Genomic DNA, 22570 nt, shown 5'->3' on the forward strand with positions numbered 1-22570 from the left:
ATGGATCTCCTTACGGTCATAGGTATTGTGGGAGGGCTTGTAGCTCTTCTTATAGGCGCGGTTCTTAAGGGGGCAAGCATCCTTTTTCTTATTCAGCCCGCTGCCTTTGTTATAGTAGTCCCTACAACCCTCTTTGCAAGCCTTGTAACCATACCTTTGTCAAAGTTTTCTCTAATCATAGAGGGGCTTAAACTGGCTTTTAAGGGTGGAGGCAACGAGGTTCTTGAGACAAAGACTCAGCTTGTGGAGTTGGCAAATGTTGTAAGGAAGGAAGGTATGCTTGCTCTTGAAACCCGTGCGGAGGAGATAGAAGACCCTTTTCTTAGAAGGGCCATAGACCTAATGGTTCTTGGTGTGGATGAGAACGTGCTCGTGGAAAGTCTTGAGGCGGAAATAGCAAAAAAAGAAGAAGACTTTGAAATAGCGGTAGAATACTGGAAAAACTCCGCAGAGAGCGCACCTACCTTTGGGCTTGTGGGTGCTGTCTTTGGGCTCATGAAGGCTCTAAAGAGCCTTGATAATGCTCAAGAACTTGCTTATGGAATATCCGCAGCTTTTGTGGCAACCGTCTATGGTATAACCTTCTCCTATCTTGTCTTCGGTCCTCTCTCCAAAAAGATTAAGATAAAGTCCAAGGAAGAAATACTAAGAATGTATATGATACTGGATGCTTGTAGAATGATGGTGAGGGGTGAGAACCCAAGGCTTATAGAAGAAAGGCTCAGCTCTTACGTTGAGGTCAAATAATGGCGAGGAAAAAGAAGTGTCCAGAAGAGGTTTCAGAAAGGTGGGCAATACCCTATGCGGATTTTCTAACGCTACTTCTTTGTCTTTTTATAGCCCTTTTTGCCATGGCTCAAGCTGGCAAGCAGGCAGCCCTTGAATATGCTCAGGCTTTTGCAAAGGCTTTTGGTATGAGGCTTGTTCCCTTTCAGGAAACTTTGCCAAAACAGATACTTCCAGAGCCGGTGATTAAAAGGGCGGAGCCAACAGAAAGGGGCAGAAGAATTCAAAGGCAACTTCAAGAGCTCCAAGAGATGCTAAAAAAGATGGGGCTTGAAGGAGAGTTTAAAATAGCTTACGAAGCTATAGGCATAAGGCTAATACTTCAGGAAAAGCTCCTCTTTGAGTCCGGAAGTGCAGATATAAAGCCAGAGATGAGACCTGTGCTTGACAAACTTTACGAAGTAATCAAAGAGCTTCCAAACCCTGTGGAGGTGGAAGGACATACCGACAATATACCTATATCGACAGAAAGGTTTCCCTCTAACTGGGAGCTGTCTACCGCAAGGGCGAGCACCATTGTAAGGTATTTCATAGCCAAAGGCATAAACCCAGAAAGGTTAAAGGCATCGGGTTATGCGGACACCAGACCTATAGCTCCCAACACCACTCCAGAAGGCAAAGCCCAAAACAGAAGAGTAGAAATAGTTATCCTCAACATAAGGGGTTCGGAGCTAACCCAACCTCAACCATAAGGCTTTCTGTGATAAAGTTTATCTCTTCCTCGGTAAGGTAGGGATGGACTGGTATGGAAAAGACTTCTTTTCTGAATTTTTCTGCGTTTGGTGTGGGTAAGTGCTCCGCGCCTCTTAGCTGGTGCAAAAGATAGCTATAATAGACCCTTGCGTCCACACCCTTTTCCCTTAGTTTTTCCACTATGGCGTCTCTGTCGGGATGCCTTAGGGTATAAAGATGGTATACGTGGTATGCTCCTTCTCTTTCCACAGGATGGACAAAGCCACCGTTTAAGGATTGCATATACTTAGAGGCGTTCTCCCTTCTTTTTTTGTTGTGCTCTTCAAGCCTTTTTAGCATAAGGTATCCAATGCCTGCTTGAAACTCGGTTATCCTAACATTAAAGGCAGGGTGGTCTCCAAAGTCTATCCACTTTTTTATCTCTTTGGCGAGTTCGTCGCTGTTTGTGGCTATTGCACCACCTTCTCCCATAGGTAGGTTCTTGGAGGCATAAAAGCTAAAGGCGGAGATATGCCCGAAAGAGCCAGCCCTTTTGCCCTTCCAAAGAGCTCCGTGAGCTTGAGCGGAATCTTCAAGCACATAAAAGCCATATCTTTCAGAGAGCCACATAATGGCGTCCATATCCGCAGTCTGTCCGTATAGATGCACGGGTATAACCACCTTTGGTCTGTATTTTTTTACCGCATCCTCAAGTTGCTCAGGGTCCATGGTATAGTAGCTGTCCACATCCACTACCACTGGCACACCACCCGCAAGATAGACCGCATCAATGGTTGCCATAAAACTCATGGCAGGGACTATTACCCTTTCTCCCTCAACACCAAGAGCCTTCAAAGCTATAAAGAGAGCCACAGTCCCAGAGCAAACAGTAAATACGTGCTCTACACCAAGGTATTTGGCAAACTCCTCTTGAAAGAGAGAAGTCCACTTACCCCTTGTTATCTGCCCACTTTCCAATATCTCAAGGACAAGCTCTTTTTCCTCCTGTGTAAACCTCTGCTCAATAATTTTAATCATAATCAGACCAATATATGCCTAATGCCTTTGCAAAGTTGCGAAGGGTAAATTATATCAAATCCATAACAGTTGCAAACTTTCACAAAAGCTTAAGCAAAGTTTCCAACTTCTCCGCATCAGTGAAGCTTGTAGACAAGTCCGCAGTAGGATGTCCATAAAGACCACAAAGGGTAACCACTTTGGTGTCCGTGTGCTTTTTCAAAAGCCTTATTACAAAGTCTGTCCTGTAGCAATGGACTCCCACAAGCACCGTTAGGTCATGTTTCCCGTGCAGGACCGCATGGTGTGGGTTTGGTGGGTCCATCTCCACCGCAGGGTCATACTTTTTGAGCTTTGGTCTGTAGTCAGGTAAGACCTTTACATTAAACTTCCCTACCTTTTCTATCAGTTCCCTTACAAGCCTTGCCTTATTTTGTAGCTCCTTATCTCCAAAGTCCCAAAAGAGCAAGGGTCCCACCACCAGCGTGGGTCTTTCCGACTCCCTTATCCACTTTGCAAGGGTTTCAAAGGCTTGCTGGTAGCTAAGGACTTCTTCTCCTATGGTTGCCTCCCCGAGGAAAACCTCCCTTTGCATAGAGGTTCTTGTCCTGTCCTCCTCAGGCGTCGGCACTGCCTTAGGCTTTTTGTAATAGGAGGGTTTAAAGTCCACAAGGTAAGGTGAAAAGTCAAAGCTAAGCTCCCTTTTGCCAACCTCCTCTTTCACATCTTCCTTTATGGAAAGGCTCTTGTAGAGGTCTTCTTTTATAAGGTCAAGCTCCACTGTAAACTCTCCATGATATGCCTTTTCTTCCTCTTCCACTCCAAGACTGTAGCAAGTGGTCCCTACTATATCAAAAAGCACACCTTTTGCACCCTCTTGAGAAGCCCTTCTGAATATCTCATACCGCTTTTCGTAAAACTCATAACAGCAATGTCCTATATAGGTGTATCCATTCTGAGCACACCAAAGGAGCGTATCCCTCAAAAGCTCAAAGGAGGTTATAGTAATAGGTATCATGCCCTTTTGGTAGGCAAGCCTGTAGGCATCTCCTACCGTGCAACCTCCACACTCCCCACAGTCATCAAGATGTCTGTAGTCGCACCAGCGAGGCTTAGCACAGTAAGGCAGAAGCATAACCTTAGCCTTTTCTATGTTTTCTATAAGCCCACCACCTATGGACGCTATTATGTTATTCAGTCTTTTTTTTTCTATACCCAAGTCTATTCCCTCTGTTTTTCTGAGAGGAAAGAGCACCGCCTCTACAAGGTCTTCCACGGTGAGGTTTAGCCCTTCCCAGTCCCTTTGAGAGAAGAACTCCCTTATTCTCTTTTCCACATCCACTATGGGTGTGTGCTTTAGATAAGCCTCAAGGTCGTATATGAGCCTTTGAGGTCTCACGAAAAAGTCTCCGTTTATTATTACCTGTTGGAGGACTTTGCTCTGCAGGTCCACCTTGGCGGAAACCCTAAAAGTCCCCCCAGGACATCTGTATATACCAAAGAGCATTTCACTATCTTCAGGTGCCTTCTTTACATGATAGACCCAATCATCACTTCTAAAATAGTCCCTTTTTTCTTCAAGCAGCCTTATCTCCTCCTGTGTGAGGTCTCCCCACTCAAATTCAATGTTGAGTTCTTCCCTTAGACCCTCAAGGAGTGCGGAAAAAACCTCTTCCTTGGGAGGCAAATATCCCAAAGCCCTCTTTACCCACTCAACCCTGTCCTCTGCGGATTTTATACCCTTTGAGGTGAGCTTTTCCACAGGAATCTGCAATGACTTTAGCATCCTTTCCACGTTAAAGTCCATAAGCACTGTTCCTTGATATAGGAAAGCTCTGCCTTCAAAAACTCCACCTGTGCCAGATATCTTTCTGCCCTCCACCTCTATGTCATTTCTTGGTCTAAACTCCGCCCTTATTCCAAGTTTTTGAAGTCCCTTTGCCACACCGGTGCATATTTTCCTTGTAAGCTCTTCGTAGCTAAGGTTTCCAAGCTGGTCGGTGGTGGCTATAACCTCCCACCCTATCTGCGTTTCGTCAAAGTATATGGCACCACCGCCTGTTATCCTTCTTCCTACCTCTATGCCCTCTCTTTGTGTATATTCAAGCCTTACCTCTTGCTCCACAGCTTGATGAAAGCCCACAAGCACACACTCAGGTTTAAACTGCAAAAACCTTATAGTGGGTGGAATTTTGCCCTCGGACATTAAGTCCAGCATTATCCTATCAAGTGCTATGTTCTCATAGTGAGGTCTTTGACCTGTATACAAAACTCGCCACATACCTGCCTCCTTTTTAAGTTCAAGTAAATTTTAGGCTTTTGTGTAGTTTGTTTTTGTGATATGCGTCAGATTATTTCAAGAAAGGCTGTGGTAGGCTTTTAACAGGTTATGAGTTTTCTCGCCAAGTTTCAAAGCCTTTGGGTCATCTTTGCAGTCCTCTTGGGTTTGTATTTGAGTAGGTTTGAGGTTATAAGGGAAGTCTCTGGCTACCTTATAACGCCCTCTTTGGTTCTTATGCTCTTTGGTCTATTTCTTGGCATGCCCCTTAGGGAAGTGTTAGATGCTTACAGAAACCGTAGGTTTTTCTTTATAAGCCTAATGGTTAACTTTCTCATTACCCCTGCGGTTGCATATCTTCTTGGGTATATATTCCTAAGGGAAAATACAGCCCTCTGGATAGGCTTTGTGATGCTCTTAGTCACTCCTTGCACTGACTGGTATCTTATCTTCACCGCCATGGCAGGTGGAAACCTACCCCTTAGCACCTCCATACTTCCTGTGAACTTTTTTATGCAGGTAGCCCTTTTGCCCCTTTATCTGGAGCTGTTCTTTTCTAAGGAAGGCTTTGTTAACCTCTGGTCTATTTTGGAAAGCATAGCCTTTGTGATAGTGTTGCCCCTTCTTACTGCCCAAGCTCTCAGAAGGTTAAGGTTTTCGGAGAGGCTTTCCTTCTTAGCGAGTTTTCAAAGCCTTTTTCTCTTCATTGCCATCGTATCCATGTTTGCCTCTCAAGGTCAGGCTATAACCCACAAGCCATTTTTGCTTTTGAAGATGCTTACGCCTCTTCTTATCTTCTTTCTCTTTGCCTTTTTAGTAGGTGTTTTTCTTGGACGCCTCATACTCAGGAGCTACCAGAACACTGCCAGCTTGACCCTTACCCTAATGGCAAGGAACTCACCCATAGCTTTGGCTATAGCCCTTACCGCCTTTGAGAACGAACCCCTTATAGCCCTTGCCTTAGTGATAGGACCCTTGGTAGAACTGCCCGTGCTCTTTTTAGCAGTAAGAGGGCTTTTACTCTTAAAGAAATTGAGCTTATAATTTCCCCATGCAGAAGCCCTGGGAAGGCAGGTTTAAAGAAAAAACAGAGGAGTTTGTGGAGAGGTTTACCCAGTCGGTAAGTTTTGACAAGGAGCTTGCCCTGTGGGATATAAAACAAAGCAAAGCCCACGTAAAGACCCTACAAAAGGCTGGAGTGCTTACAGAAGAAGAAGCCCAAAAACTCCTTCTTGGTCTTGAAGACATAGAAAAGGACATAAAGGAAGGAAGTTTTGACTTCAAGCAGGAGCTGGAAGATGTGCATATGAACATAGAGGCGGAGCTCATAAGAAGGCTTGGAGAAGTGGGAGGAAAGCTACACACCGCAAGAAGCAGAAACGACCAAGTGGCTACCGACGAAAGACTATACATAAAGGACAAGCTCACAGAGGTTATCCAAAGTCTAAGAGCTCTCAGAAAAGAGCTCGTGAAATTAGCGGAAAGGTCCGTAGATATCCTACTGCCTTCCTACACTCACCTTCAGAGGGCTCAACCTATAAGGCTTGCTCACTACTTTCTTGCCTACAGAGAGATGTTTCTAAGCGACGAGCAAAGGTTTATAAACGCCTATAGAAGTGCGGACTGTTTACCCCTTGGCTCTGGAGCGTCCGCAGGCGTAGACTTTCCACTGGATAGGTTTTATACCGCAGAGCTCTTAGGCTTTGGTAGGCTCTGTAGAAACTCCCTGCAGGCAACTGCAGAGAGGGACTTTATACTTGATGTGTTATACGCCTGTGCGGTTTGTGGCATGAGGCTTTCAAGGCTTTCAGAAGACTTGATAATCTGGTCTACAGAGGAGTTTGGCTTTGTGGACCTACCCGATAGGCTATGCACTGGAAGCTCCATAATGCCTCAGAAGAAAAACCCAGATGTGCTTGAACTAATAAGAGGCAAAACTGGAAGGCTTTATGGAAATCTTATGAACCTTTTGGTGGTCCTAAAGGGTCTTCCCATGGCATACAACAGAGACCTACAAGAGGACAAAGAACCCCTCTTTGATAGCTTAAGGACTATAAAGGACTGTATTGAAGGTATGACGCTTGTGTTAGAAGGTATGAGTATAAGGACAGACAGGATGGAAAAAGCAAGCGGAGGCTTTACCCTCATGACAGACCTTGCCAATTACTTGGTCTTGAAAGGAATCCCCTTTAGGCAGGCACATAAAACCGCAGGCTCAATAACCGCCTACCTTCTTGAAAAGGGTAAAAGACCAGAGGAGCTTACCCTTGAAGAGCTAAGGAGCTTTTCTGAGCTTTACCAAGAGGATGCCTTGGAGCTTTTGAGACCAGATAGGGTAGCGGACAGGAGAAAAACCTACGGCGGGACTGCAAGGGAAGAAGTTTTAAAAAGGCTACAAGTAGCTAAAAGGGAGGAAGGCATACCATGAAGATGGTTCTGGTTTTTATTCTTCTCATAATAATTGCAGGAATATCTGGCACTATAGTATTCCTCAATCAGGAAAAGGTTATGTTGGTGCTTACGCCAACCTTTAGAGATGTATACTACATAGTCCCTCCAATCCCTCTGGGACTTTTGGTAGTTTTGAGTTTCTTTGTAGGTCTCTTCATAGGCTACGTAGGTGGAGTTATATCTAAATTCTTCAAGTAGAGTTATAGATTGAACTCCTCCTTTAAAACGTGGAGCAAGTCTTCAGCAACTACAAGTTTTTTAAACAAAATCAGTTACCTCGTCTGGCACATAGCCGAGCCTACATTCTATGAGACTTAAAACCATCTCTTGGGTGGACTTTAAAAGACCTTCCTCAAGACCGATTTGCTCGCCTTCCTTAAGCCCAAGCCTATATAGAATATCCTTTTTCAGCCTTCTCTTTGGCAATTTTATATCCTCAGGTCTAACCGCTATAGGCACATGCTTGACATCCTCCGTGAGCCTTATCCTTAAGTTAGGTCGCAGTTCTGTTAGTGTCAATGCTTTCAGTAGATAGTCCTTCCTTTCTTCCTCGTTCATCCCTTCCATAGTCCTTATGAGTTTCTCTATCAGATATGCCTCGTCCTCTACCTTACACAAACAAGCTAAAAGCCTATCCATAGGGTCTGGGCTTTCCAAAAGCACTTTGCAGTCTATCTGCCTTATGTCAATCATCTCGTAGCTAAAGCTAAGGTTTCTAAGCCTTAGCCTTGACTTCATTCTTAGTTTTCTGTTTCCCACATACACAAGGAGCTGTTTTATAGGACTGCTTGGATATCTCTCTAATATGGCAAGGTAATAGCGTAGCATTCTAAAGGGCATGTTAGTGTCGTTAAAGGACTGGAACTCTATATGCAGTATGCTTTCATCCTCAAGCCTTGCTAAAAAGTCCACTCTTAACTCTGTGGAAGGGAAGTTGGTGGGTAGCAGTTCCTTTATGGGTGCGGGTGCGAGTATTTTGCTTAGTCTGTGTGGGATTTCTTCAAAAACATCCTTTAAAACTATGTCCTTTGAAGACACGGGAAATTATAGCACACTACTTGCAACCTACATTAAAATATAAACTGGGGAGGATGAAGGTATGGCGATAGAATACCAGCCCTTATACATACTATCAAGCGGAATGCTACTCCAACAGAGAAAGTTGGAAACCATAACCAACAACCTTGCAAACGTGGACACGCCAGCCTTTAAGAAAGACCTAATTTTGGCAAGCCTCTGGGAAACTCCTATGGGTCAGAGCTTTCCAGACATTGACCCACAAAACCCAAGCAACAACTTTTTGTATCCAGTCGTAGAGAGAATCTTTACAGACCTCTCTCAGGGTGCTATAAAACAGACGGGCAACCCGCTTGACCTTGCCATAGAGGGCAATGGCTTTTTTGCGGTTAGAAGTGGTCAAGAGGTGCTATATACAAGAAAGGGAAACTTTAGGCTGGACGCAGAAAGCTATCTTGTCAATGAGCTTGGCTACAGAGTGCTTGATACAAACCTCAATGAGATAAGGCTGGAAGGGCAACCAACTTTTGGTATTGATGGTTCTGTGTTTGTGAACGGTCAGCAAATTGCTACTATCGGTGTGTTTGAGCTTCAAAACCCTCAGAAAATAGGAAGAGACCTCTTTACAGGTCAGGCTCAGCCTGCTCAAGGCTATAGGCTCATGCAAGGCTTTCTTGAACTTTCCAATGTGAACCCTATTCTTGAAATGGCAAAGCTTATTCAAACCCACAGAGCTCACGAGGTTTATTCCAATCTTATAAGGTCTCTTGACGCCATTTATGAGAGGTTTAACCAGAGCTTTTAAAAAAGGCTCTTCTGTGTGGATGTCTTTGAGAGGCTGTCAAGCTCCTTTATAAGGCTTTTCATTTCCAATTCTTCAAACCTTTTCCTTAATGCGTTAAAGTTAGGACTTTTTAGCCTTAACTCTTCTTCTTTTAGGCTTAAACCCTCTACTTTTTGCAGTTTTAGAAGAGATAAAGCAAGCTCAAGGCTTTCTCTGTTTGCCTGAGGAAAGGCTCTAAGGAAGTCTTGCCAGTTTCTCAAAAGGTTTTCCACACTACCGTAGGCTTCAAGAACTTTTATGGCAGTTTTTGGACCTATACCCTTTACGCCTTCTATATTATCCACCTTATCACCCACAAGGGCAAGGTAGTCTGGAAGTTTTTCTGGTGGAACGCCAAACTTTTCCAAAACTTTTTTCCTGTCAAAGACCTCACCGCTTATGGGATTAACCACCACAAGCCTTTCACACACAAGCGACAATATATCCTTGTCTGGTGAGTAGACTTTTACAGAAAAGCCTCTTTCAAGAGCCCACCAGCTTATGGTTGCAATTATGTCATCCGCCTCATAGCCTTCCACTTCATACCTTTTAATGCCAAGAAGGTCAACAAGCTCCTTTATAACTGGTATCTGGACCTTTAAGGGGTCTGGCATGGAAGGTCTTTTGGCTTTGTATTCTCTATAGACCTCTTCTCTCTTTGTGGGTGCAGGCAGGTCAAAGGCTATGGCAAAGTAAGAAGGCTTTTCTGTTTTTAGTATGGAAAAGATAGCCCTCATAAAGCCGTATATGGCACCGGTGGGAAAGCCAGACCTTGTGGAAAGAGGTGGAAGAGCAAAAAAGCTCCTATACAGAAAGGCGGAGCCGTCAAGGAGATGCAAAACCTTCATGGAGAGCCCTTCTGTAATAGCCTTTCATAGCTTCCACAAGGCTTCTTGTAGCCTTTTCTACGTCCTCAAAGCCAAGGATAGCAGAAACCACCGCAATACCCTTTGCACCCGCAGCGAGCACTTCCGCAACACGATAGTGAGTTATACCACCTATGGCGACTATGGGCTTTGAGGTTAGCTTTACCGCTTGACGCAGACCCTCTATACCCACCAATTTGTAGTTTGCCTTTGTGGTAGTCTCATACACAGAACCAAAGCCTATATAGTCTATGGGAAGATGCTCCACCTCTTTTAGCTTATCCACAGAGTTTACTGAGTAACCTATAAACATCTTGTCTCCTACGAGCTTTCTGACCACATCGGGAGGAAGGTCTTCTTGACCCACATGAACACCGTCCGCAGACACCGCAAGAGCTAAGTCCACCCTATCGTTTACCACAAGCTGAACATTATACCTTTGAGTGAGCTCTCTAAGAACCAAAAGCTCCTCATACATCTGCCTTGTGGACTTGTTTTTAAACCTATACTGGAGTGCAGTTATTCCACCCTTTATGGCGGACTCTATGGTAGATACGAGGTCCCTGTCCATAAAGTAGCGGTCATCGGTTACAAGGTATAGGGTTAGATTGGGCTTTTGCATGTTTTCCTCCTGTTGCAAATGATATTCAGTTAGACTATATTATATGCTATGCAGTTGGAAGAGCTAAAGCAGAAGTTTGAGCAGTTTCTCAGACAGAACGGACACAAGATAACAAAGGGCAGGTTTGAGATAATAGACAAAATAGCCAGCTATGGTCCTCACTTTGAGATAGAAGAACTTGTCCGCTGGATAGCAAACCAAGACAGGACAATAGCCAGCCGGTCCACCGTCTACAGAACCGTAAGGCTTCTTCAGGAGTTTGGAGCAATAAGGGAGGTAATAAAGCTGGGTAACAGAACCATATACGAGTTTGTGGCGGGAAAGCCACACCATGAGCATCTCATATGCGTGGAATGCGGGAAGATAATAGAGTTTTACAAAGAGGAAATAGAGGAGTTTCAAGACAAGGTATGCGAAGAGCACAACTTTACACCTTTAAACCACAGACTTGAAATTTTTGGTATATGCTCAGACTGCAAGGCAAAAAAATATGAGAATAGAAGGCTGGAAGTTGGAGCTTAAAACTACGAGAGCAGGGCATATAAAACCCAGCGAGGACTTTAGCTCTTACCTTAACTCTGCTATAGAAAAACCACAGGAGCAGGTCAATAAAGAAGCCTTGCCAGTAGATGCAAGAATTAGTGCAAAGGTGGAAGAGGTATCCAAAAAGTATGGTATCCCTAAGGAGTTAATCTATGCAATAATAAAGCAAGAGAGCAATTTCAACCCTATGGCTTACAATAAAAACAAAGATGGCACAGAGGATAGAGGTCTCATGCAGGTCAACTACCAGCACAACCTAAGGCTTATGAGAGAATATGGCATAACAGACCCAAACCAGCTTTTTGATATAGAAACCAACATAGAGCTTGGAGCAAGGATACTCTATGAAAACTTCCAAAGGTTTGGCAACTGGGCTATGGCTGTAAAAGCCTACAATGGGCTAAGGGCGGACAACTGGGACTATGTGAGGGGAGTTTTTGAGAAGCTGGCTCTTTTTAGGTGAGGTGCAATGGAAATAAAGGAGCTTACCCAAAAACAAAAGGACTTTCTAAAAAACCTCTTTGGGATTGAAGAACTTCCAGAGGATATGGAGTTGGAGGAGTTTCTTGCCTCAAAGGGTTGTAAACTATACGAGTGCCTAAGTTGTGGCAAGCTGGTATTTCACGATAATTATGAGTTTTGGAACTTAACGGATTGTTGTGATGACAATTCAAAGCTGGTGGAAGGTGGGCTACTTTGTGAGGTATGCTACTCAAGAACTCCAGAGAACCTAAAGCACTGGATATTTTTCAGACCTACTTACTACAAAGAGGTGAGCTTTTTGTCACCAGAAGGTAAAAATAAGCCAACAAAAGAATAGAAGCCAAAGGAAAACTTATAATATCTATATGCCTCTCATAAAGGACATTGAGGAGGTAAAGGAGTTTATAAGAAAAACCTCGCAGAAGACCGCTGTTTATGTGGGTTGTGATTCAAGGCAGGTTAAAAACCACACGGTCTTTGTTTCTGTGGTAGTTGTTCACATAGATTCTTCCAGAGGTGCAAAGATATTTTGGAAAGTAGACAAAGTGCCACGCATAAGGTCCCTCAGACAAAGGCTTTTAGAGGAGGTGAGTAGAGCAGTCTACCTTGCCCTTGAGGTTTCTGAAGTGGTTGGCAACAGACCTTTTGAAGTCCACCTTGATATAAACCCAAACCCAGAGCATAACTCCAGCGTCATACTCAAGGAAGCAATAGGCTATGTGCTCGCCCAGGGTCTAAAGCCTGTGGTAAAGCCTCATTCCATCGCAGCTACTACTGTGGCGGACTATATTACCGGCAAATACTAAAACACGTATTCACCGGATATGAGCCTGTTATAAAAGCTCTCTGGCAAGAAGGCATGACGGTGCATGTCCGCAGAGTATAGCTTTGTCTGAACCTTTACCTCTCTGGAAGGTTCTCTTACGGGGTGCTTCTTAGAAGCTATGGACATGGTCCACCAGTATCCTGCGTATCCTGGTATTACTGCGGTGTAGAGGTCTACTATTGGGAAAACTTTCTTAAGAGCCTTCTGTATTCTTCTAACTATTTCAATGTGGTAATGTATGGACTCTGTCTGACCCACGTATATGCCGTCCTCCTTGAGGGCGCTGTAGACATACTTAAAGAACTCCTCTGTGGTTAACACGTGGGCAAAGCCTACTGGGTCTGTGGAATCTACTATTATCACGTCAAACTCATTCTCATAGTCTTGAATGTATTTGTAGCCATCTTCATTAAGGATTATTGCCCTTGGGTCTTCAAAGGCGACCGCCATGGTAGGTAAAAACCTTTTGGAGACCTCTATAACCTCCTTGTCTATGTCCACAAGGACAGCCCTTTTGACCTCTGGGTGCTTAAGAACTTCCCTTAGAACTCCGCCGTCTCCTCCGCCTATTATGAGGACATTTTCTGGGTTGGGATGGGCATATAGGGGCACATGTGCCATAAACTCGTGGTAGATGAACTCATACCGCTCGTCGCACTGAGCAACACCATCAAGCACCAAGATTCTTCCGAAGTGTGGCGACTCCACAACCATTATCTCCTGATATTCGCTCTTGCCGTGGTAAAGCACATTGCTTATAGGGTAGCAGTGTCTTATGGGTGCATAGGGGTCTCTTTCCATAAAGAAGGTGTCCATCATCGCTTTTCACCTCTCAGTTTTTGGAGCATATTATAAAGCATAAGAACTCTGTCTGGTTCAAGAGTTTCAACTCTGCACATAGGGTCAATACCTGCTTTAAGAAGTATAGTTTCTGGAACTTTATTCTTTAGAGCCTTTCTCCTCATGGAGTATAAGCCTACCAAGAAACTCTTATAGTCCTCAAGGTCTAACTTTGGAAGCTCCTCCCTTCTGCTTAGCCTAATAAGTCCGGATTGCACCTTTGGGGGTGGCACAAAAAAGCGTGCGGGCAAGCTCATGAGATACTCAACTCTATAAAAAGTCCTTACAAAGGTAGAGAGCCAAGAAGCTCCCTTTTGAATTTTCTCCGCCACTTCTTTCTGTAGCATGTAAACTGCTATTGGAATGCAGGAATGGTGAAAAACTGTGTTTTCCAATATAAGACTTGCCACATTATAGGGTAGATTTCCCACCACTTTGAGGTTTTCTCCCAGAGAGCAAAGGTTAAACTTGGTGGCATCTTCCCTATGGATAAACACTTTATCCCTTTGTATGTTTTTATGAAGAATTTCTACCATCTGCGGGTCTATTTCTAAAAGATGAAGCTCTTTGAAGTTCTTTTTTAGGATTTCTTTCGTTAGGTTTCCAGTGCCTGGACCTATCTCAACCACTATGTCCTCCTCTTGGAGTTCCAAAAACTCCACTATGCGTTCAAGGACACCCTTTGCCACAAGAAGGTGTTGACCAAGATGTTTTTTAAGCTTCATGCTTTATAATTTTAGGCATGTTTCTTTTCCTCTTGCCTTATAGTAGGCTTCAAAAGAAGTTGGTCTTTAAAAATTGTGATGAGAGCAGGTTTACACTTGAGGAGTTTGAGCCTCTTGCAAGGTCTATTGAAAAGGAGTTTGTCAAAGACCACTCTCTTGCACCTTTGTATAGAAGATTTAGGAATGTTTTTTGGGAAAGTCTTGAGCTGTGGGTCTTGCCTCCTCCTGTGGTTAGATACATAGAGGAAAATTCCTGGGTCTTGTCTCCTTTGTATGGTCTTGTTAAACCTACCGCTTGCATTCCCTTTGCACCTGTATCTTGGAAGGAATTTTATGGAGGGAAAACTCTTATGGATTTCTGGAAAGAACACATAAGAAACCTCTCAAAAAAGCTCCTTTCTGAAAAGGTTGTCGTTTCCTTTCTTGGTAAACCTTATGAGAAACTCTTTGACCTAAAATATGCCAAAGGCTTTTTGAGCTTTGAGTATTATAGGAAAGAACAGAAGGTAAAATTACCCTATAAACACTATGCCTATACGCTAAGATACATAGCTGAGAAGAACTTGAGCCTTTCTGAGCTTGAGAAGATAAACTTCTATGACTACAAGGTGGAAAGTATAAGGAGCGTGGATAATAAAACTGTAGTGTTTATGAGGTCGGAGGGTAGGTATGAAATCTGATACATATATCTCCATAGTTATACCTGCCTACAACGAAGAAGACAACATACCCATACTCTATGAAAAGCTAAAAGGAGTTCTTGAAAGGCTTGGAAGAGAGTATGAGATTATTTTTGTGGATGATGGTTCTGTAGACAGGACTTGGGAAAGGCTAAAAGATATAGCGGAAAAAGACCAAAGAGTAAAGCTAATACGCTTTAGGAAAAACTACGGACAGACCGCTGCCATGTATGCGGGCTTTCAGCACGTTAGCGGAGAGGTAGTCATAACCATGGATGCAGACCTTCAAAATGACCCAGAGGACATTCCCATGCTCCTGCAAAAGCTGGAAGAGGGCTACGACATAGTAAGCGGGTGGCGAAAAGACAGAAAAGACCCCTTCCTCTCCAGAAAGCTCCCCTCTATGATAGCTAATTGGATAATCTCAAAGGTAACTGGTGTGGAGCTTCATGACTACGGATGCACTTTAAAGGCTTACAGGGCGGACATAATAAAAAGGCTTGAGCTATACGGAGACATGCATAGGTTTCTGCCTGCACTTACAAAAAGGCTTGGAGCGAAGATAACAGAAATTCCAGTAAGGCATCATCCAAGATTGTATGGAAAGTCAAAGTATGGTATTGGTAGGACTGTAAGGGTTATTCTTGATATTTTCTTAGTAAAGTTTCTCAACGAATACATAAACAAGCCCATGTATGTGTTTGGCACGGTGGGCTTTGCCCTTTTGAGCCTTGGATTGCTTATGCTTTTCTACCTTGTTTTCATAAAGCTCTTTCTTGACGAGGAGATTGGAAGAAGACCTCTGCTTATACTGAGCGTCCTCTTTACCCTTGCGGGCATACAGCTTCTTTCCACCGGCATAATAGCGGAGCTTCTTGTGAGGATATACTACAGAACAAAGGAAGATAAACCCTTTGTAGTGGAAGAAAAGGTCAATCTTTAAACAAAAACCTATGACCACCTTCATTGAAGCCTTTTCATATTTATGCTTAACTAATAATTAACACCATGAAAAACATTGATATTGACCTAAGATTGCTTGAGCTCTTCTGTTGTGTATATGAGAAGGGTAGCCTATCTGAAAGCTCTAACTGTCTACACCTCTCTCAGTCCACTATAAGTTTCCATATGCATCAGCTTGAAAAGTCCATAGGACTAAAGCTCTTTTATCGCAAGGGAAGGAGGCTCCTGCCCACAAGCAACGCCCACATGCTCTATCCCTACGCAAGAAAATTGCTTGAGCTAAAGCTCTCTGTGATAGAAGAGATAAGGCTTCTGACGGGTTCTTACAAGGGCTACATAAAAATAGGAGCAAGCTCCATACCGGGAAGCTACCTACTTCCACATTTTATAAGCAGGTATCTTAACAAAAACCCAAGCACCCAAATAGACCTGATAGTGGAGGATTCGGAGATAGTGCTCAGTAGGCTTGAAGCTGGGGAAGTAGACATAGGCTTTACAGGCTTTGTTCAGCAAGACAGAAGGATGGTAATAAGGGAGGTTTGGGAGGACAGCATACTTTTTGTCGGTGGCAAGGATGTGAAGGATTGGCTTACCTTAGAAGAGCTTACCAAGATGCCCTTTGTTCTGAGGGAGGAGACCTCGGGCACAAGGAAGTTTGTGGAAGGCTTTTTGAACTCTGTGGGGGTGGATGTGAGAAGCCTAAATGTGGTTCTTGTAGTGAACAAGAATGAGGTCATATTGGACGTATTAAAAAACATAAGGGCGGTTTCCTACCTCTCTTCCCATGTGCTGAAAGGGTCTGATGCGTCCGAAATACGTGTCCTAAGGGTTCAGGGTTTGGAAATACCTAAGAGGAAGTTCTACATGGTCTATAGCAAGGACAGACCACAGAGCCCGGCGGTTAAGAACTTTCTTGAGGAGTTCAGTAAATTCCTACAAGAGGTAAGCGTCTAAACTTCCGCACCCTCCAGTATGCGGTCGCAACCGCAGGTTCTATTCTCTGGTAGTCTCTTTATAAACTCAACTATCAACTTGCCTATTTCTTGCTCTTTTTCTTTCATAAGACTTATAACCTCATCGCTGGTTAACCTGTAGCCCGCTATACCTGCTGCAGGGTTTGCCACTATGCATATGCTTGCATAACACATGGTGAGCTCCCTTGCAAGGACCACCTCGGGATAGCCTGTCATACCTACCACATCACCACCGAGCCTCTCTATAGCCCTTATCTCCGCTGGTGTTTCAAACCTTGGACCCTCTGTGCAGGCGTAAACGCCAGAGGGATGGTAGGTAAGTTTTAGGTCCTCTAAAACTTCAAAGAGAAGGTTTCTCATCTGAGGGCAGTATAGTTGGCTTGCGTCTATGTGAACTACCTTTCCTTCTTTCAATAGTTTGGCTACCTTGTCATCACCATCCACAGGTAGAGAAAACTTACCTTCATAAAAGGTGTCTTTTCTGTTTTTTGTGAGGTCAAGAAGGTCATCAATCACCACAAAATCTCCTGCTTTAAAGGTTTTGTTTATACCACCGACCGCAGACACAGCCAAAATTCTCTTTACACCAAGCTCCCTCAAAGCCCAGAGGTTCGCTCTATATGGCACAAGGTGAGGAGGGTATACGTGCCCTTCACCGTGCCTTGAGATGAAGGCGAGCTCCCTATCTCCTACTCTGACTATTACCACTTCAGAGGAAGGTTCACCAAAAGGCGTCCTTACTCTAAGTTTTTTCACTATTTCAAAGCCTTCAAGTTTATAAAGTCCACTGCCACCTATTACACCTATCATAGCTCCCTCGAAGGACAAAGGTCATAAAGAGGACACTCATGGTGTTTAGGCTTTTGTGCGGTGCATATATACCTTCCAAGAAGAACAAGGAGGTTAGAGAATTTCCCCCACTGTTCCCTTGGGACTATTTTCATTAGGTCTTTTTCTATCTTTTCAGGTTTTTTCTCCTTTGTTAGACCCAGTCTTTGACTAACCCTTGACACATGCGTATCTACCGCAATGCCTTCGTTCTTTCCAAAGGCGTTGTATAGGATAATGTTGGCACTTTTTCTGCCTATTCCAGGCAGGCTTGTGAGAGCTTCCATACTGTCTGGAACTTGTCCTCCAAACCTTTCCACTATATGCTGACAGGCGGACTTTATAAACTTTGCCTTGTTTTTATAGTAGTTTATGGAGCTTATATCCCTTTCTAACTCCTCTAAGGGTGCTTTAAGATAGTCTTCACAGCTTCTATATTTCTTAAATAATTTCTCGGTCAGTTGATTTACCTTTTTGTCTGTTGACTGTGCTGCAAGTATGACGGCCACCAGTAGCTCAAGCGGGTTTGAAAAGTTTAGTTCAAGTCTATCTGGAAACACCTTATCAAGCCTTAAAAGGATTTCCTGCACCATTTTAGGTCTGATAGAATTATATCACGAGGGTTTACTTGGATGCACCTATGGTGTCAAGAATAGGCTCTATTTTGAAAAGGTTCTAAAGGAAAAGGTAAGTAGATACAAGATGTTTGGCGTGCCTCGTTTAGTAGATGGGGTTGAGAAAAAGGAAGAGCTTGAGTTTTTCCTTGAGCTTGACGTGGACTTCATTCAAGGCTTTATATTTTCCAAGCCAGAGCCTTATCCCAAAATAAGACAGATAGAGGAGTTGGCATATAATAGTATTTCGTCCTATTAAAGTAGGAGGTATTTGGCATGAAAACTCTTGCCTATGGCTTCCCAAAGCTTGGAGAGAAAAGGGAGTTCAAAAGCCTTCTTGAAAACTTCTGGAAGGGCAAGATATCAGAGCAGGATTTCATAGATGGCATGAACTCTTTGAGGGATTGGATTGCTGGGCTCTACAGCCAGTATGTAGACCTTTTTCCTTCTGGAGACCTTTCTTACTATGACTTTATGTTGGATATGTCCATAACCCTTGGTGCAATTCCCAGAAGGTTTGGAGAATACAAGGGTCTTGAGACCTACTTCCAGATGGCACGGGGCGGTCAGGCTCTTGAGATGACAAAATACTTCAATACCAACTATCACTACCTTGTTCCAGAGCTTGAGGGCAAAAACTTTAGGCTTTTCAAAAACATACCCCTTGAGGAATACTCATATTTAAAGGACAAAGGATACGAGGCTTTTCCAAAGGTAATAGCACCCTACACTTTCCTTAAGCTTTCAAAGGTCTTGAAAAGGTCTTCTCTGTCAGATTTGCCTCTTTATGAGCTTTCAAAGTTGGAAGGTCAAAAGGACTTTGAGGAATATCTCAATGCGGTGTTTCCAGCTTACGAAGAGTTGCTCAAGGCACTAAGTTCTGCGGGTGCACAGGTGGTGATAATGGAAGACCCTGCTTTGTGTCTTGATATGCAAGATTGGGAGTGGGACCTGGTGCATGAGACCTATGCTTGCTTGAGCAAGTATGTAGACCTTTATGTGATAACCTACTATGACAGCGTTTCTAACTACAAGAGGTTTGTGGAACTTCCTGTCAAGGCTCTTGGTTTTGACTTAGTTTCCAACAGAGAAAACCTTGAAAATCTAAGAAAGGAAGGCTTTCCAGAGGATAAGGTTTTAATAGCGGGCATTATAAACGGCAGGAATGTGTGGAAGGCAAACCTCAGAGAAAAGCTAAACCTTGTGGAGGAGCTTGCCAAACTTAGCAAAGAGCTTATTGTTTCCAACTCTTGCCCCCTTTTCCATCTGCCTGTGAGCGTAGAGCCAGAGGATAGCCTGCAGGAGGGTCTAAAGGAAAGGCTTTCTTTCGCAAAGGAAAAGCTAAGAGAGCTCCACACCATAAAGAAGGCTCTGCAAGGAGACCAAGATGCGATAAGAGAAGTGGAACACTCAGAAAAGCTCTCTACGCAGGCTTTTGGTGTAAGAGAGGAAGTAAGAAGATGGGTCGCATCCCTTACCGCCTCGGACTTTGAGAGGGATGTGCCATATGCGGAAAGGATAAGGCTACAGCAAGACCTCTTGAAACTTCCTCTTCTTCCCACCACTACCATTGGCTCTTTCCCACAGACAGAGGAGGTGAGGAAAACAAGGACTGCATACACCTCTGGGAAAATAACAGAGGAGGAATACAAGGACTTTATAAGGAAACAGATAGAGCATGTGATAAGGGTTCAAGAGGAGATAGGGCTTGATGTTTTGGTGCATGGTGAGTTTGAAAGGACGGATATGGTGGAGTTCTTCGCTCAGAGGTTAGAAGGTATTGCGGTCACAAAGCACGGATGGGTGCTCTCTTACGGCTCAAGGGTTTATAGACCACCCATAATATATGGCGATGTTTACAGACCTGAGCCTATGACGGTAGAGGAGATTAGCTACGCACAGTCTCTCACGGAAAAGCCTGTAAAGGGTATGCTCACAGGTCCTGTAACCATACTAAACTGGAGCTTCTACAGAGAAGACATAAGCAAGAGAGAAATAGCCTATCAGATAGCTCTGGCACTGCTTGAGGAGGTCAAAGACCTTGAAAGGGCTGGCATAAAGATAATTCAGATAGACGAGCCTGCTTTTAGGGAAGGTGCACCTCTCAAGAGAAGGGACTGGGAGGAATACTTTGACTGGGCGGTAAAAGCCTTTAGGCTGTGTTCCAAGGCTCAACCACAAACTCAGATACACACCCACATGTGCTACAGCGAATTTAACGAGGTTTTGGATTATATATATCAGATGGACTTTGATGTAATCTCCATAGAGGCTTCACGGAGTAAGGGCGAGATAATTTCTGCCTTTGAAAACTTCAAGGGTTGGGACAGGCACATAGGCATAGGCGTTTATGACATACACTCTCCTGCCATTCCTACAAAGGAGCAGATGAGAGCTGTCTTGGAAAGGGCTATGAAGGTTCTGCCAGTGGAGATACTGTGGGTAAACCCCGACTGTGGTCTAAAGACCAGAAGATGGGAAGAGGTCATTCCATCCTTGAAGAACATGGTAGAGACCGCACAGGAGCTTAGAAAAGAGCTGGTTCAGGCATGAGTAGTAGGGATGGGATTCTTATAAACACCATAAGGTTTCTAAGTGTAGACCAAGTAGAAAGGGCAAAGTCGGGACATCCCGGCATGCCTCTTGGTGCAAGCCACATAGCTTATCTTATCTTTGACCGTTTTCTACGCTTTAATCCCCAAAACCCAAACTGGATAAACAGAGACAGGTTCGTTCTATCTGCGGGTCATGCCAGTGCCATGCTTTATTCTCTCTTGTTTGTGATGGGATATGACCTTACGCTGGAAGACCTAAAGGCTTTTAGACAACTCGGTAGTAAAACTCCAGGACATCCCGAGAACTTTCTCACTCCCGGCGTGGAGGCTACCACTGGACCACTTGGTCAAGGTATAGGCAATGCGGTAGGTATGGCACTTGCAGAAAAGTATCTTGCCTCTTACTTTAACAGAGAGGGCTTTCCTATAATAGACCACTATACCTTTGCACTGGTAAGCGACGGAGACCTTATGGAGGGTATATCCTGCGAAGTGGGAGAGCTTGCGGGACACTGGAAACTCCACAAGCTCATAGTAATCTGGGACAACAATAAGGTTTCCATAGATGGACCCACATCCCTTGCTTGGTCTGAGGATGTGTGCAAGAGGTTTTCCGCTTTTGGCTGGTATGTCCAGCACATAGAGGATGGCTACAACCTTGAGGAGCTTGAGAGGGCTATAAGGAATGCCCTTTCTCAAAAGGAGAAACCTTCCTTTATCTCAGTCAGAACGCATCTTGGCTATGGCTCTCCAAAGCAGGACGATGCCAGCGTGCACGGTGCACCCTTGGGAAGGGAAAAGGCACTTGAGACGAAGAGAAACCTCAAGTGGGTAGAAGAGGACTTTTATGTGCCAGAGGAAGCCTTAAGCTATAGAGAGGAGAAAATAAAAAGGGGCAAAGAGCTTGAGGAAGAGTGGAACAGGCTCTTTGATGCATACGCTAAGAGCTATCCAGAGCTGGCACAAGAACTCCTTAGGGCTTTCAAAAGGGACTGGGGAGAGGAATACAGAAAGCATATCCCAGTTTTCACAGAGGCTATGGCAACCCGTCAAGCAAGCGGTAAGGTTTTAAATTTCATAGCTCCCCATATACCGACCCTCTTTGGTGGCTCTGCGGACCTATCTGAGTCTAACAACACCTACTTGCATGGCATGGGAGACTTTTCTGCAGAAAACCCCACTGGAAGAAACCTGCACTTTGGCGTAAGAGAGCATGGAATGGGTGCCATACTTAATGGTATGGCATACCATGGTGGCATTCTGCCTTATGGTGGGACTTTTCTTATCTTTTCTGACTACATGAGACCCTCCATTAGGCTCGCCAGTATGTCCGGTTTGCAGGTAATTTATGTCTTTACCCATGATTCCATAGGGCTTGGAGAGGATGGTCCAACCCATCAACCCGTGGAACAGCTCTCTTCTCTGAGGCTCATTCCTAATCTTTGGGTTATAAGACCTGCGGATGCCAATGAGACTGCAGTAGCATGGGACATGGCAATCCAAAGAAAAGAGGGACCAACCGCACTCATACTCACAAGACAAAAGCTACCCCTAATAGACAGGTCTAAGTATCCACCAGCACAAAACATCACAAAAGGTGCTTACACACTCCTTGACTGTGAGGGTCTACCAGAGCTAATCTTAATAGCGAGTGGTTCAGAAGTCCACCCAACGCTAAGGGCTGGTGAAATGCTCTCTCAGGAAGGTCTAAAGGTAAGAGTGGTTAACATGGCGAGCTTTGAGGTCTTTGAAAGCCAAGAGGAAGAATACAAAAGGTCAATATTACCCCCGGAGGTAAGAAAAAGGGTGGCGGTAGAAGCTGGAAGAAGCCTATGCTGGCACAAGTATGTGGGACCTGAAGGTCTCGTCATAGGACTTGACACCTTTGGCAAGTCCGCACCGGGCGATGTGCTTATGGAACACTTTGGCTTTAGTCCAGAAAAGATAGTGAAAAGGATAAAGGAACACTTTAGCCTATGATAAGTCGCATTGAAAGAAAGCCTCTGG

Annotated in this window: 25 protein-coding genes; 16 read left to right on the forward strand and 9 right to left on the reverse strand. The window is 44.2% G+C overall.

Annotation, left to right across the window (positions count from 1 at the left end; all coding sequences use genetic code 11):
* Together G3M65_RS06505 and G3M65_RS06510 are read left to right on the forward strand one after the other, a co-directional pair.
* Nucleotides 1–747 (forward strand): motility protein A, encoded by a 747-nt coding sequence (locus G3M65_RS06505; RefSeq protein ID WP_173833773.1) that lies wholly within the window; start codon nt 1–3, stop codon nt 745–747.
* On the forward strand, nt 747–1478 hold the full coding sequence (locus G3M65_RS06510) for an OmpA/MotB family protein (protein ID WP_173833774.1): 732 nt from the start codon (nt 747–749) through the stop codon (nt 1476–1478). Before G3M65_RS06505 ends, G3M65_RS06510 begins: the two co-directional genes overlap by 1 nt.
* Here G3M65_RS06510 and G3M65_RS06515 read toward each other — a convergent pair.
* Nucleotides 1438–2496, reverse strand: a complete 1059-nt coding sequence (locus G3M65_RS06515; protein WP_173833775.1) for a DegT/DnrJ/EryC1/StrS family aminotransferase — start codon at nt 2494–2496, stop codon at nt 1438–1440. The genes G3M65_RS06510 and G3M65_RS06515 overlap by 41 nt on opposite strands.
* A gap of 79 nt (nt 2497–2575) precedes the next feature.
* On the reverse strand, nt 2576–4756 hold the full coding sequence (locus tag G3M65_RS06520) for a lipoyl protein ligase domain-containing protein (protein WP_173833776.1): 2181 nt from the start codon (nt 4754–4756) through the stop codon (nt 2576–2578).
* A gap of 108 nt (nt 4757–4864) precedes the next feature.
* Between G3M65_RS06520 and G3M65_RS06525 the strand changes: the two genes are divergently transcribed.
* Genes G3M65_RS06525 through G3M65_RS06535 form a run of 3 tightly spaced genes read left to right on the forward strand, consistent with a single transcriptional unit; the run spans nt 4865 to nt 7402 of the window.
* A complete protein-coding gene (locus G3M65_RS06525) occupies nt 4865–5797 on the forward strand; it encodes an arsenic resistance protein (protein WP_173833777.1) in 933 nt (310 codons plus the stop codon).
* 7 nt (nt 5798–5804) lie between these two features.
* Nucleotides 5805–7181, forward strand: a complete 1377-nt coding sequence (argH, locus tag G3M65_RS06530) for an argininosuccinate lyase (protein ID WP_173833778.1) — start codon at nt 5805–5807, stop codon at nt 7179–7181.
* Nucleotides 7178–7402, forward strand: coding sequence for a hypothetical protein (locus G3M65_RS06535; RefSeq protein ID WP_173833779.1), 225 nt, complete (start codon nt 7178–7180; stop codon nt 7400–7402). The genes argH and G3M65_RS06535 overlap by 4 nt, the downstream gene beginning before the upstream one ends.
* Nucleotides 7403–7462: 60 nt before the next feature.
* Here the strand turns inward: G3M65_RS06535 and G3M65_RS06540 are convergent, their stop codons facing one another.
* Entirely contained in the window at nt 7463–8242 is a 780-nt protein-coding gene (locus tag G3M65_RS06540; RefSeq protein ID WP_173833780.1) for an RpnC/YadD family protein, read from the reverse strand.
* Nucleotides 8243–8303: 61 nt separating this feature from the next.
* Here G3M65_RS06540 and G3M65_RS06545 point away from each other — a divergent pair, with 61 nt between their 5' ends.
* A complete protein-coding gene (locus tag G3M65_RS06545; RefSeq protein ID WP_173833781.1) occupies nt 8304–9026 on the forward strand; it encodes a flagellar hook-basal body protein in 723 nt (240 codons plus the stop codon).
* Here the strand turns inward: G3M65_RS06545 and G3M65_RS06550 are convergent.
* Both G3M65_RS06550 and thiE read right to left on the reverse strand, forming a co-directional pair.
* Nucleotides 9023–9892, reverse strand: coding sequence for a 5'-3' exonuclease (locus G3M65_RS06550; RefSeq protein WP_173833782.1), 870 nt, complete (start codon nt 9890–9892; stop codon nt 9023–9025). The two genes, G3M65_RS06545 and G3M65_RS06550, sit on opposite strands and share 4 nt — an antisense overlap.
* Complete coding sequence (gene thiE, locus G3M65_RS06555; RefSeq protein ID WP_173833783.1) at nt 9870–10532, reverse strand: thiamine phosphate synthase; 663 nt, start codon at nt 10530–10532, stop codon at nt 9870–9872. Before thiE ends, G3M65_RS06550 begins: the two co-directional genes overlap by 23 nt.
* Nucleotides 10533–10580: 48 nt before the next feature.
* Between thiE and G3M65_RS06560 the strand changes: the two genes are divergently transcribed.
* From G3M65_RS06560 to G3M65_RS06575, 4 genes are read left to right on the forward strand one after another with little or no spacing between them, the layout of a single operon-like run.
* The gene (locus G3M65_RS06560) at nt 10581–11054 is read left to right on the forward strand and encodes a Fur family transcriptional regulator (RefSeq protein WP_173833784.1); all 474 of its coding nucleotides are present in this window, start codon (nt 10581–10583) and stop codon (nt 11052–11054) included.
* Entirely contained in the window at nt 11023–11538 is a 516-nt protein-coding gene (locus tag G3M65_RS06565) for a lytic transglycosylase domain-containing protein (RefSeq protein ID WP_173833785.1), read from the forward strand. Before G3M65_RS06560 ends, G3M65_RS06565 begins: the two co-directional genes overlap by 32 nt.
* Before the next feature lie 6 nt (nt 11539–11544).
* On the forward strand, nt 11545–11895 hold the full coding sequence (locus tag G3M65_RS06570; protein WP_173833786.1) for a hypothetical protein: 351 nt from the start codon (nt 11545–11547) through the stop codon (nt 11893–11895).
* A 28-nt stretch (nt 11896–11923) separates the two neighbouring features.
* A complete protein-coding gene (locus G3M65_RS06575) occupies nt 11924–12364 on the forward strand; it encodes a ribonuclease H-like YkuK family protein (protein WP_173833787.1) in 441 nt (146 codons plus the stop codon).
* On the opposite strand, the gene speE is transcribed toward G3M65_RS06575, so the two are convergent.
* A complete protein-coding gene (gene speE / locus G3M65_RS06580; protein ID WP_173833788.1) occupies nt 12361–13203 on the reverse strand; it encodes a polyamine aminopropyltransferase in 843 nt (280 codons plus the stop codon). The genes G3M65_RS06575 and speE overlap by 4 nt on opposite strands.
* On the reverse strand, nt 13200–13949 hold the full coding sequence (gene rsmA / locus G3M65_RS06585; RefSeq protein ID WP_173833789.1) for a 16S rRNA (adenine(1518)-N(6)/adenine(1519)-N(6))-dimethyltransferase RsmA: 750 nt from the start codon (nt 13947–13949) through the stop codon (nt 13200–13202). Before rsmA ends, speE begins: the two co-directional genes overlap by 4 nt.
* A 17-nt stretch (nt 13950–13966) precedes the next feature.
* Between rsmA and yaaA the strand changes: the two genes are divergently transcribed.
* The 3 genes from yaaA to G3M65_RS06600 all read left to right on the forward strand — a co-directional run bounded on the left by yaaA (nt 13967) and on the right by G3M65_RS06600 (nt 16546).
* Complete coding sequence (gene yaaA / locus G3M65_RS06590) at nt 13967–14629, forward strand: peroxide stress protein YaaA (protein ID WP_173833790.1); 663 nt, start codon at nt 13967–13969, stop codon at nt 14627–14629.
* Nucleotides 14619–15572 carry a glycosyltransferase family 2 protein gene (locus G3M65_RS06595; protein WP_173833791.1) on the forward strand — a complete coding sequence of 318 codons (954 nt, stop codon included), beginning with the start codon at nt 14619–14621 and terminating at the stop codon, nt 15570–15572. The genes yaaA and G3M65_RS06595 overlap by 11 nt, the downstream gene beginning before the upstream one ends.
* A 65-nt stretch (nt 15573–15637) precedes the next feature.
* Nucleotides 15638–16546 carry a LysR substrate-binding domain-containing protein gene (locus G3M65_RS06600; RefSeq protein WP_254426245.1) on the forward strand — a complete coding sequence of 303 codons (909 nt, stop codon included), beginning with the start codon at nt 15638–15640 and terminating at the stop codon, nt 16544–16546.
* Here G3M65_RS06600 and mtnP read toward each other — a convergent pair.
* Nucleotides 16543–17376 (reverse strand): S-methyl-5'-thioadenosine phosphorylase, encoded by an 834-nt coding sequence (mtnP, locus tag G3M65_RS06605; protein ID WP_173833792.1) that lies wholly within the window; start codon nt 17374–17376, stop codon nt 16543–16545. The two genes, G3M65_RS06600 and mtnP, sit on opposite strands and share 4 nt — an antisense overlap.
* On the reverse strand, nt 17373–17987 hold the full coding sequence (gene nth / locus G3M65_RS06610; protein ID WP_173833793.1) for an endonuclease III: 615 nt from the start codon (nt 17985–17987) through the stop codon (nt 17373–17375). The genes mtnP and nth overlap by 4 nt, the downstream gene beginning before the upstream one ends.
* Before the next feature lie 118 nt (nt 17988–18105).
* Here nth and G3M65_RS06615 point away from each other — a divergent pair, with 118 nt between their 5' ends.
* From G3M65_RS06615 to tkt, 3 genes are read left to right on the forward strand one after another with little or no spacing between them, the layout of a single operon-like run.
* Nucleotides 18106–18267: an EAL domain-containing protein gene (locus tag G3M65_RS06615; protein WP_173833794.1), complete on the forward strand. Its 162-nt coding sequence runs from the start codon at nt 18106–18108 to the stop codon at nt 18265–18267.
* Nucleotides 18268–18284: 17 nt separating this feature from the next.
* On the forward strand, nt 18285–20561 hold the full coding sequence (gene metE / locus G3M65_RS06620) for a 5-methyltetrahydropteroyltriglutamate--homocysteine S-methyltransferase (protein WP_173833795.1): 2277 nt from the start codon (nt 18285–18287) through the stop codon (nt 20559–20561).
* Nucleotides 20558–22543, forward strand: a complete 1986-nt coding sequence (tkt, locus tag G3M65_RS06625) for a transketolase (protein ID WP_173833796.1) — start codon at nt 20558–20560, stop codon at nt 22541–22543. Before metE ends, tkt begins: the two co-directional genes overlap by 4 nt.
* The last annotated feature ends 27 nt before the right edge of the window (nt 22544–22570 follow it).

Origin of the sequence: Hydrogenobacter sp. T-8 (genome assembly GCF_011006175.1) — a bacterium.
In the GTDB taxonomy this organism is placed as follows: domain Bacteria; phylum Aquificota; class Aquificia; order Aquificales; family Aquificaceae; genus Pampinifervens; species Pampinifervens florentissimum.

Bases quoted from the DNA above. Each gene is read 5' to 3' on its own strand.
- G3M65_RS06565 (WP_173833785.1), top strand. From the start codon at position 11,023: ATGAGAATAGAAGGCTGGAAGTTGGAGCTTAAAACTACGAGAGCAGGG.
- rsmA (WP_173833789.1), bottom strand. From the start codon at position 13,949: ATGAAGCTTAAAAAACATCTTGGTCAACACCTTCTTGTGGCAAAGGGT.
- G3M65_RS06570 (WP_173833786.1), top strand. From the start codon at position 11,545: ATGGAAATAAAGGAGCTTACCCAAAAACAAAAGGACTTTCTAAAAAAC.
- G3M65_RS06600 (WP_254426245.1), top strand. From the start codon at position 15,638: ATGAAAAACATTGATATTGACCTAAGATTGCTTGAGCTCTTCTGTTGT.
- G3M65_RS06515 (WP_173833775.1), bottom strand. From the start codon at position 2,496: ATGATTAAAATTATTGAGCAGAGGTTTACACAGGAGGAAAAAGAGCTT.
- argH (WP_173833778.1), top strand. From the start codon at position 5,805: ATGCAGAAGCCCTGGGAAGGCAGGTTTAAAGAAAAAACAGAGGAGTTT.
- G3M65_RS06520 (WP_173833776.1), bottom strand. From the start codon at position 4,756: ATGTGGCGAGTTTTGTATACAGGTCAAAGACCTCACTATGAGAACATA.
- mtnP (WP_173833792.1), bottom strand. From the start codon at position 17,376: ATGATAGGTGTAATAGGTGGCAGTGGACTTTATAAACTTGAAGGCTTT.
- speE (WP_173833788.1), bottom strand. From the start codon at position 13,203: ATGATGGACACCTTCTTTATGGAAAGAGACCCCTATGCACCCATAAGA.
- nth (WP_173833793.1), bottom strand. From the start codon at position 17,987: ATGGTGCAGGAAATCCTTTTAAGGCTTGATAAGGTGTTTCCAGATAGA.
- G3M65_RS06560 (WP_173833784.1), top strand. From the start codon at position 10,581: ATGCAGTTGGAAGAGCTAAAGCAGAAGTTTGAGCAGTTTCTCAGACAG.
- G3M65_RS06550 (WP_173833782.1), bottom strand. From the start codon at position 9,892: ATGAAGGTTTTGCATCTCCTTGACGGCTCCGCCTTTCTGTATAGGAGC.
- yaaA (WP_173833790.1), top strand. From the start codon at position 13,967: ATGTTTCTTTTCCTCTTGCCTTATAGTAGGCTTCAAAAGAAGTTGGTC.
- G3M65_RS06535 (WP_173833779.1), top strand. From the start codon at position 7,178: ATGAAGATGGTTCTGGTTTTTATTCTTCTCATAATAATTGCAGGAATA.
- G3M65_RS06505 (WP_173833773.1), top strand. From the start codon at position 1: ATGGATCTCCTTACGGTCATAGGTATTGTGGGAGGGCTTGTAGCTCTT.
- G3M65_RS06510 (WP_173833774.1), top strand. From the start codon at position 747: ATGGCGAGGAAAAAGAAGTGTCCAGAAGAGGTTTCAGAAAGGTGGGCA.
- thiE (WP_173833783.1), bottom strand. From the start codon at position 10,532: ATGCAAAAGCCCAATCTAACCCTATACCTTGTAACCGATGACCGCTAC.
- tkt (WP_173833796.1), top strand. From the start codon at position 20,558: ATGAGTAGTAGGGATGGGATTCTTATAAACACCATAAGGTTTCTAAGT.
- G3M65_RS06575 (WP_173833787.1), top strand. From the start codon at position 11,924: ATGCCTCTCATAAAGGACATTGAGGAGGTAAAGGAGTTTATAAGAAAA.
- G3M65_RS06595 (WP_173833791.1), top strand. From the start codon at position 14,619: ATGAAATCTGATACATATATCTCCATAGTTATACCTGCCTACAACGAA.
- G3M65_RS06525 (WP_173833777.1), top strand. From the start codon at position 4,865: ATGAGTTTTCTCGCCAAGTTTCAAAGCCTTTGGGTCATCTTTGCAGTC.
- metE (WP_173833795.1), top strand. From the start codon at position 18,285: ATGAAAACTCTTGCCTATGGCTTCCCAAAGCTTGGAGAGAAAAGGGAG.
- G3M65_RS06545 (WP_173833781.1), top strand. From the start codon at position 8,304: ATGGCGATAGAATACCAGCCCTTATACATACTATCAAGCGGAATGCTA.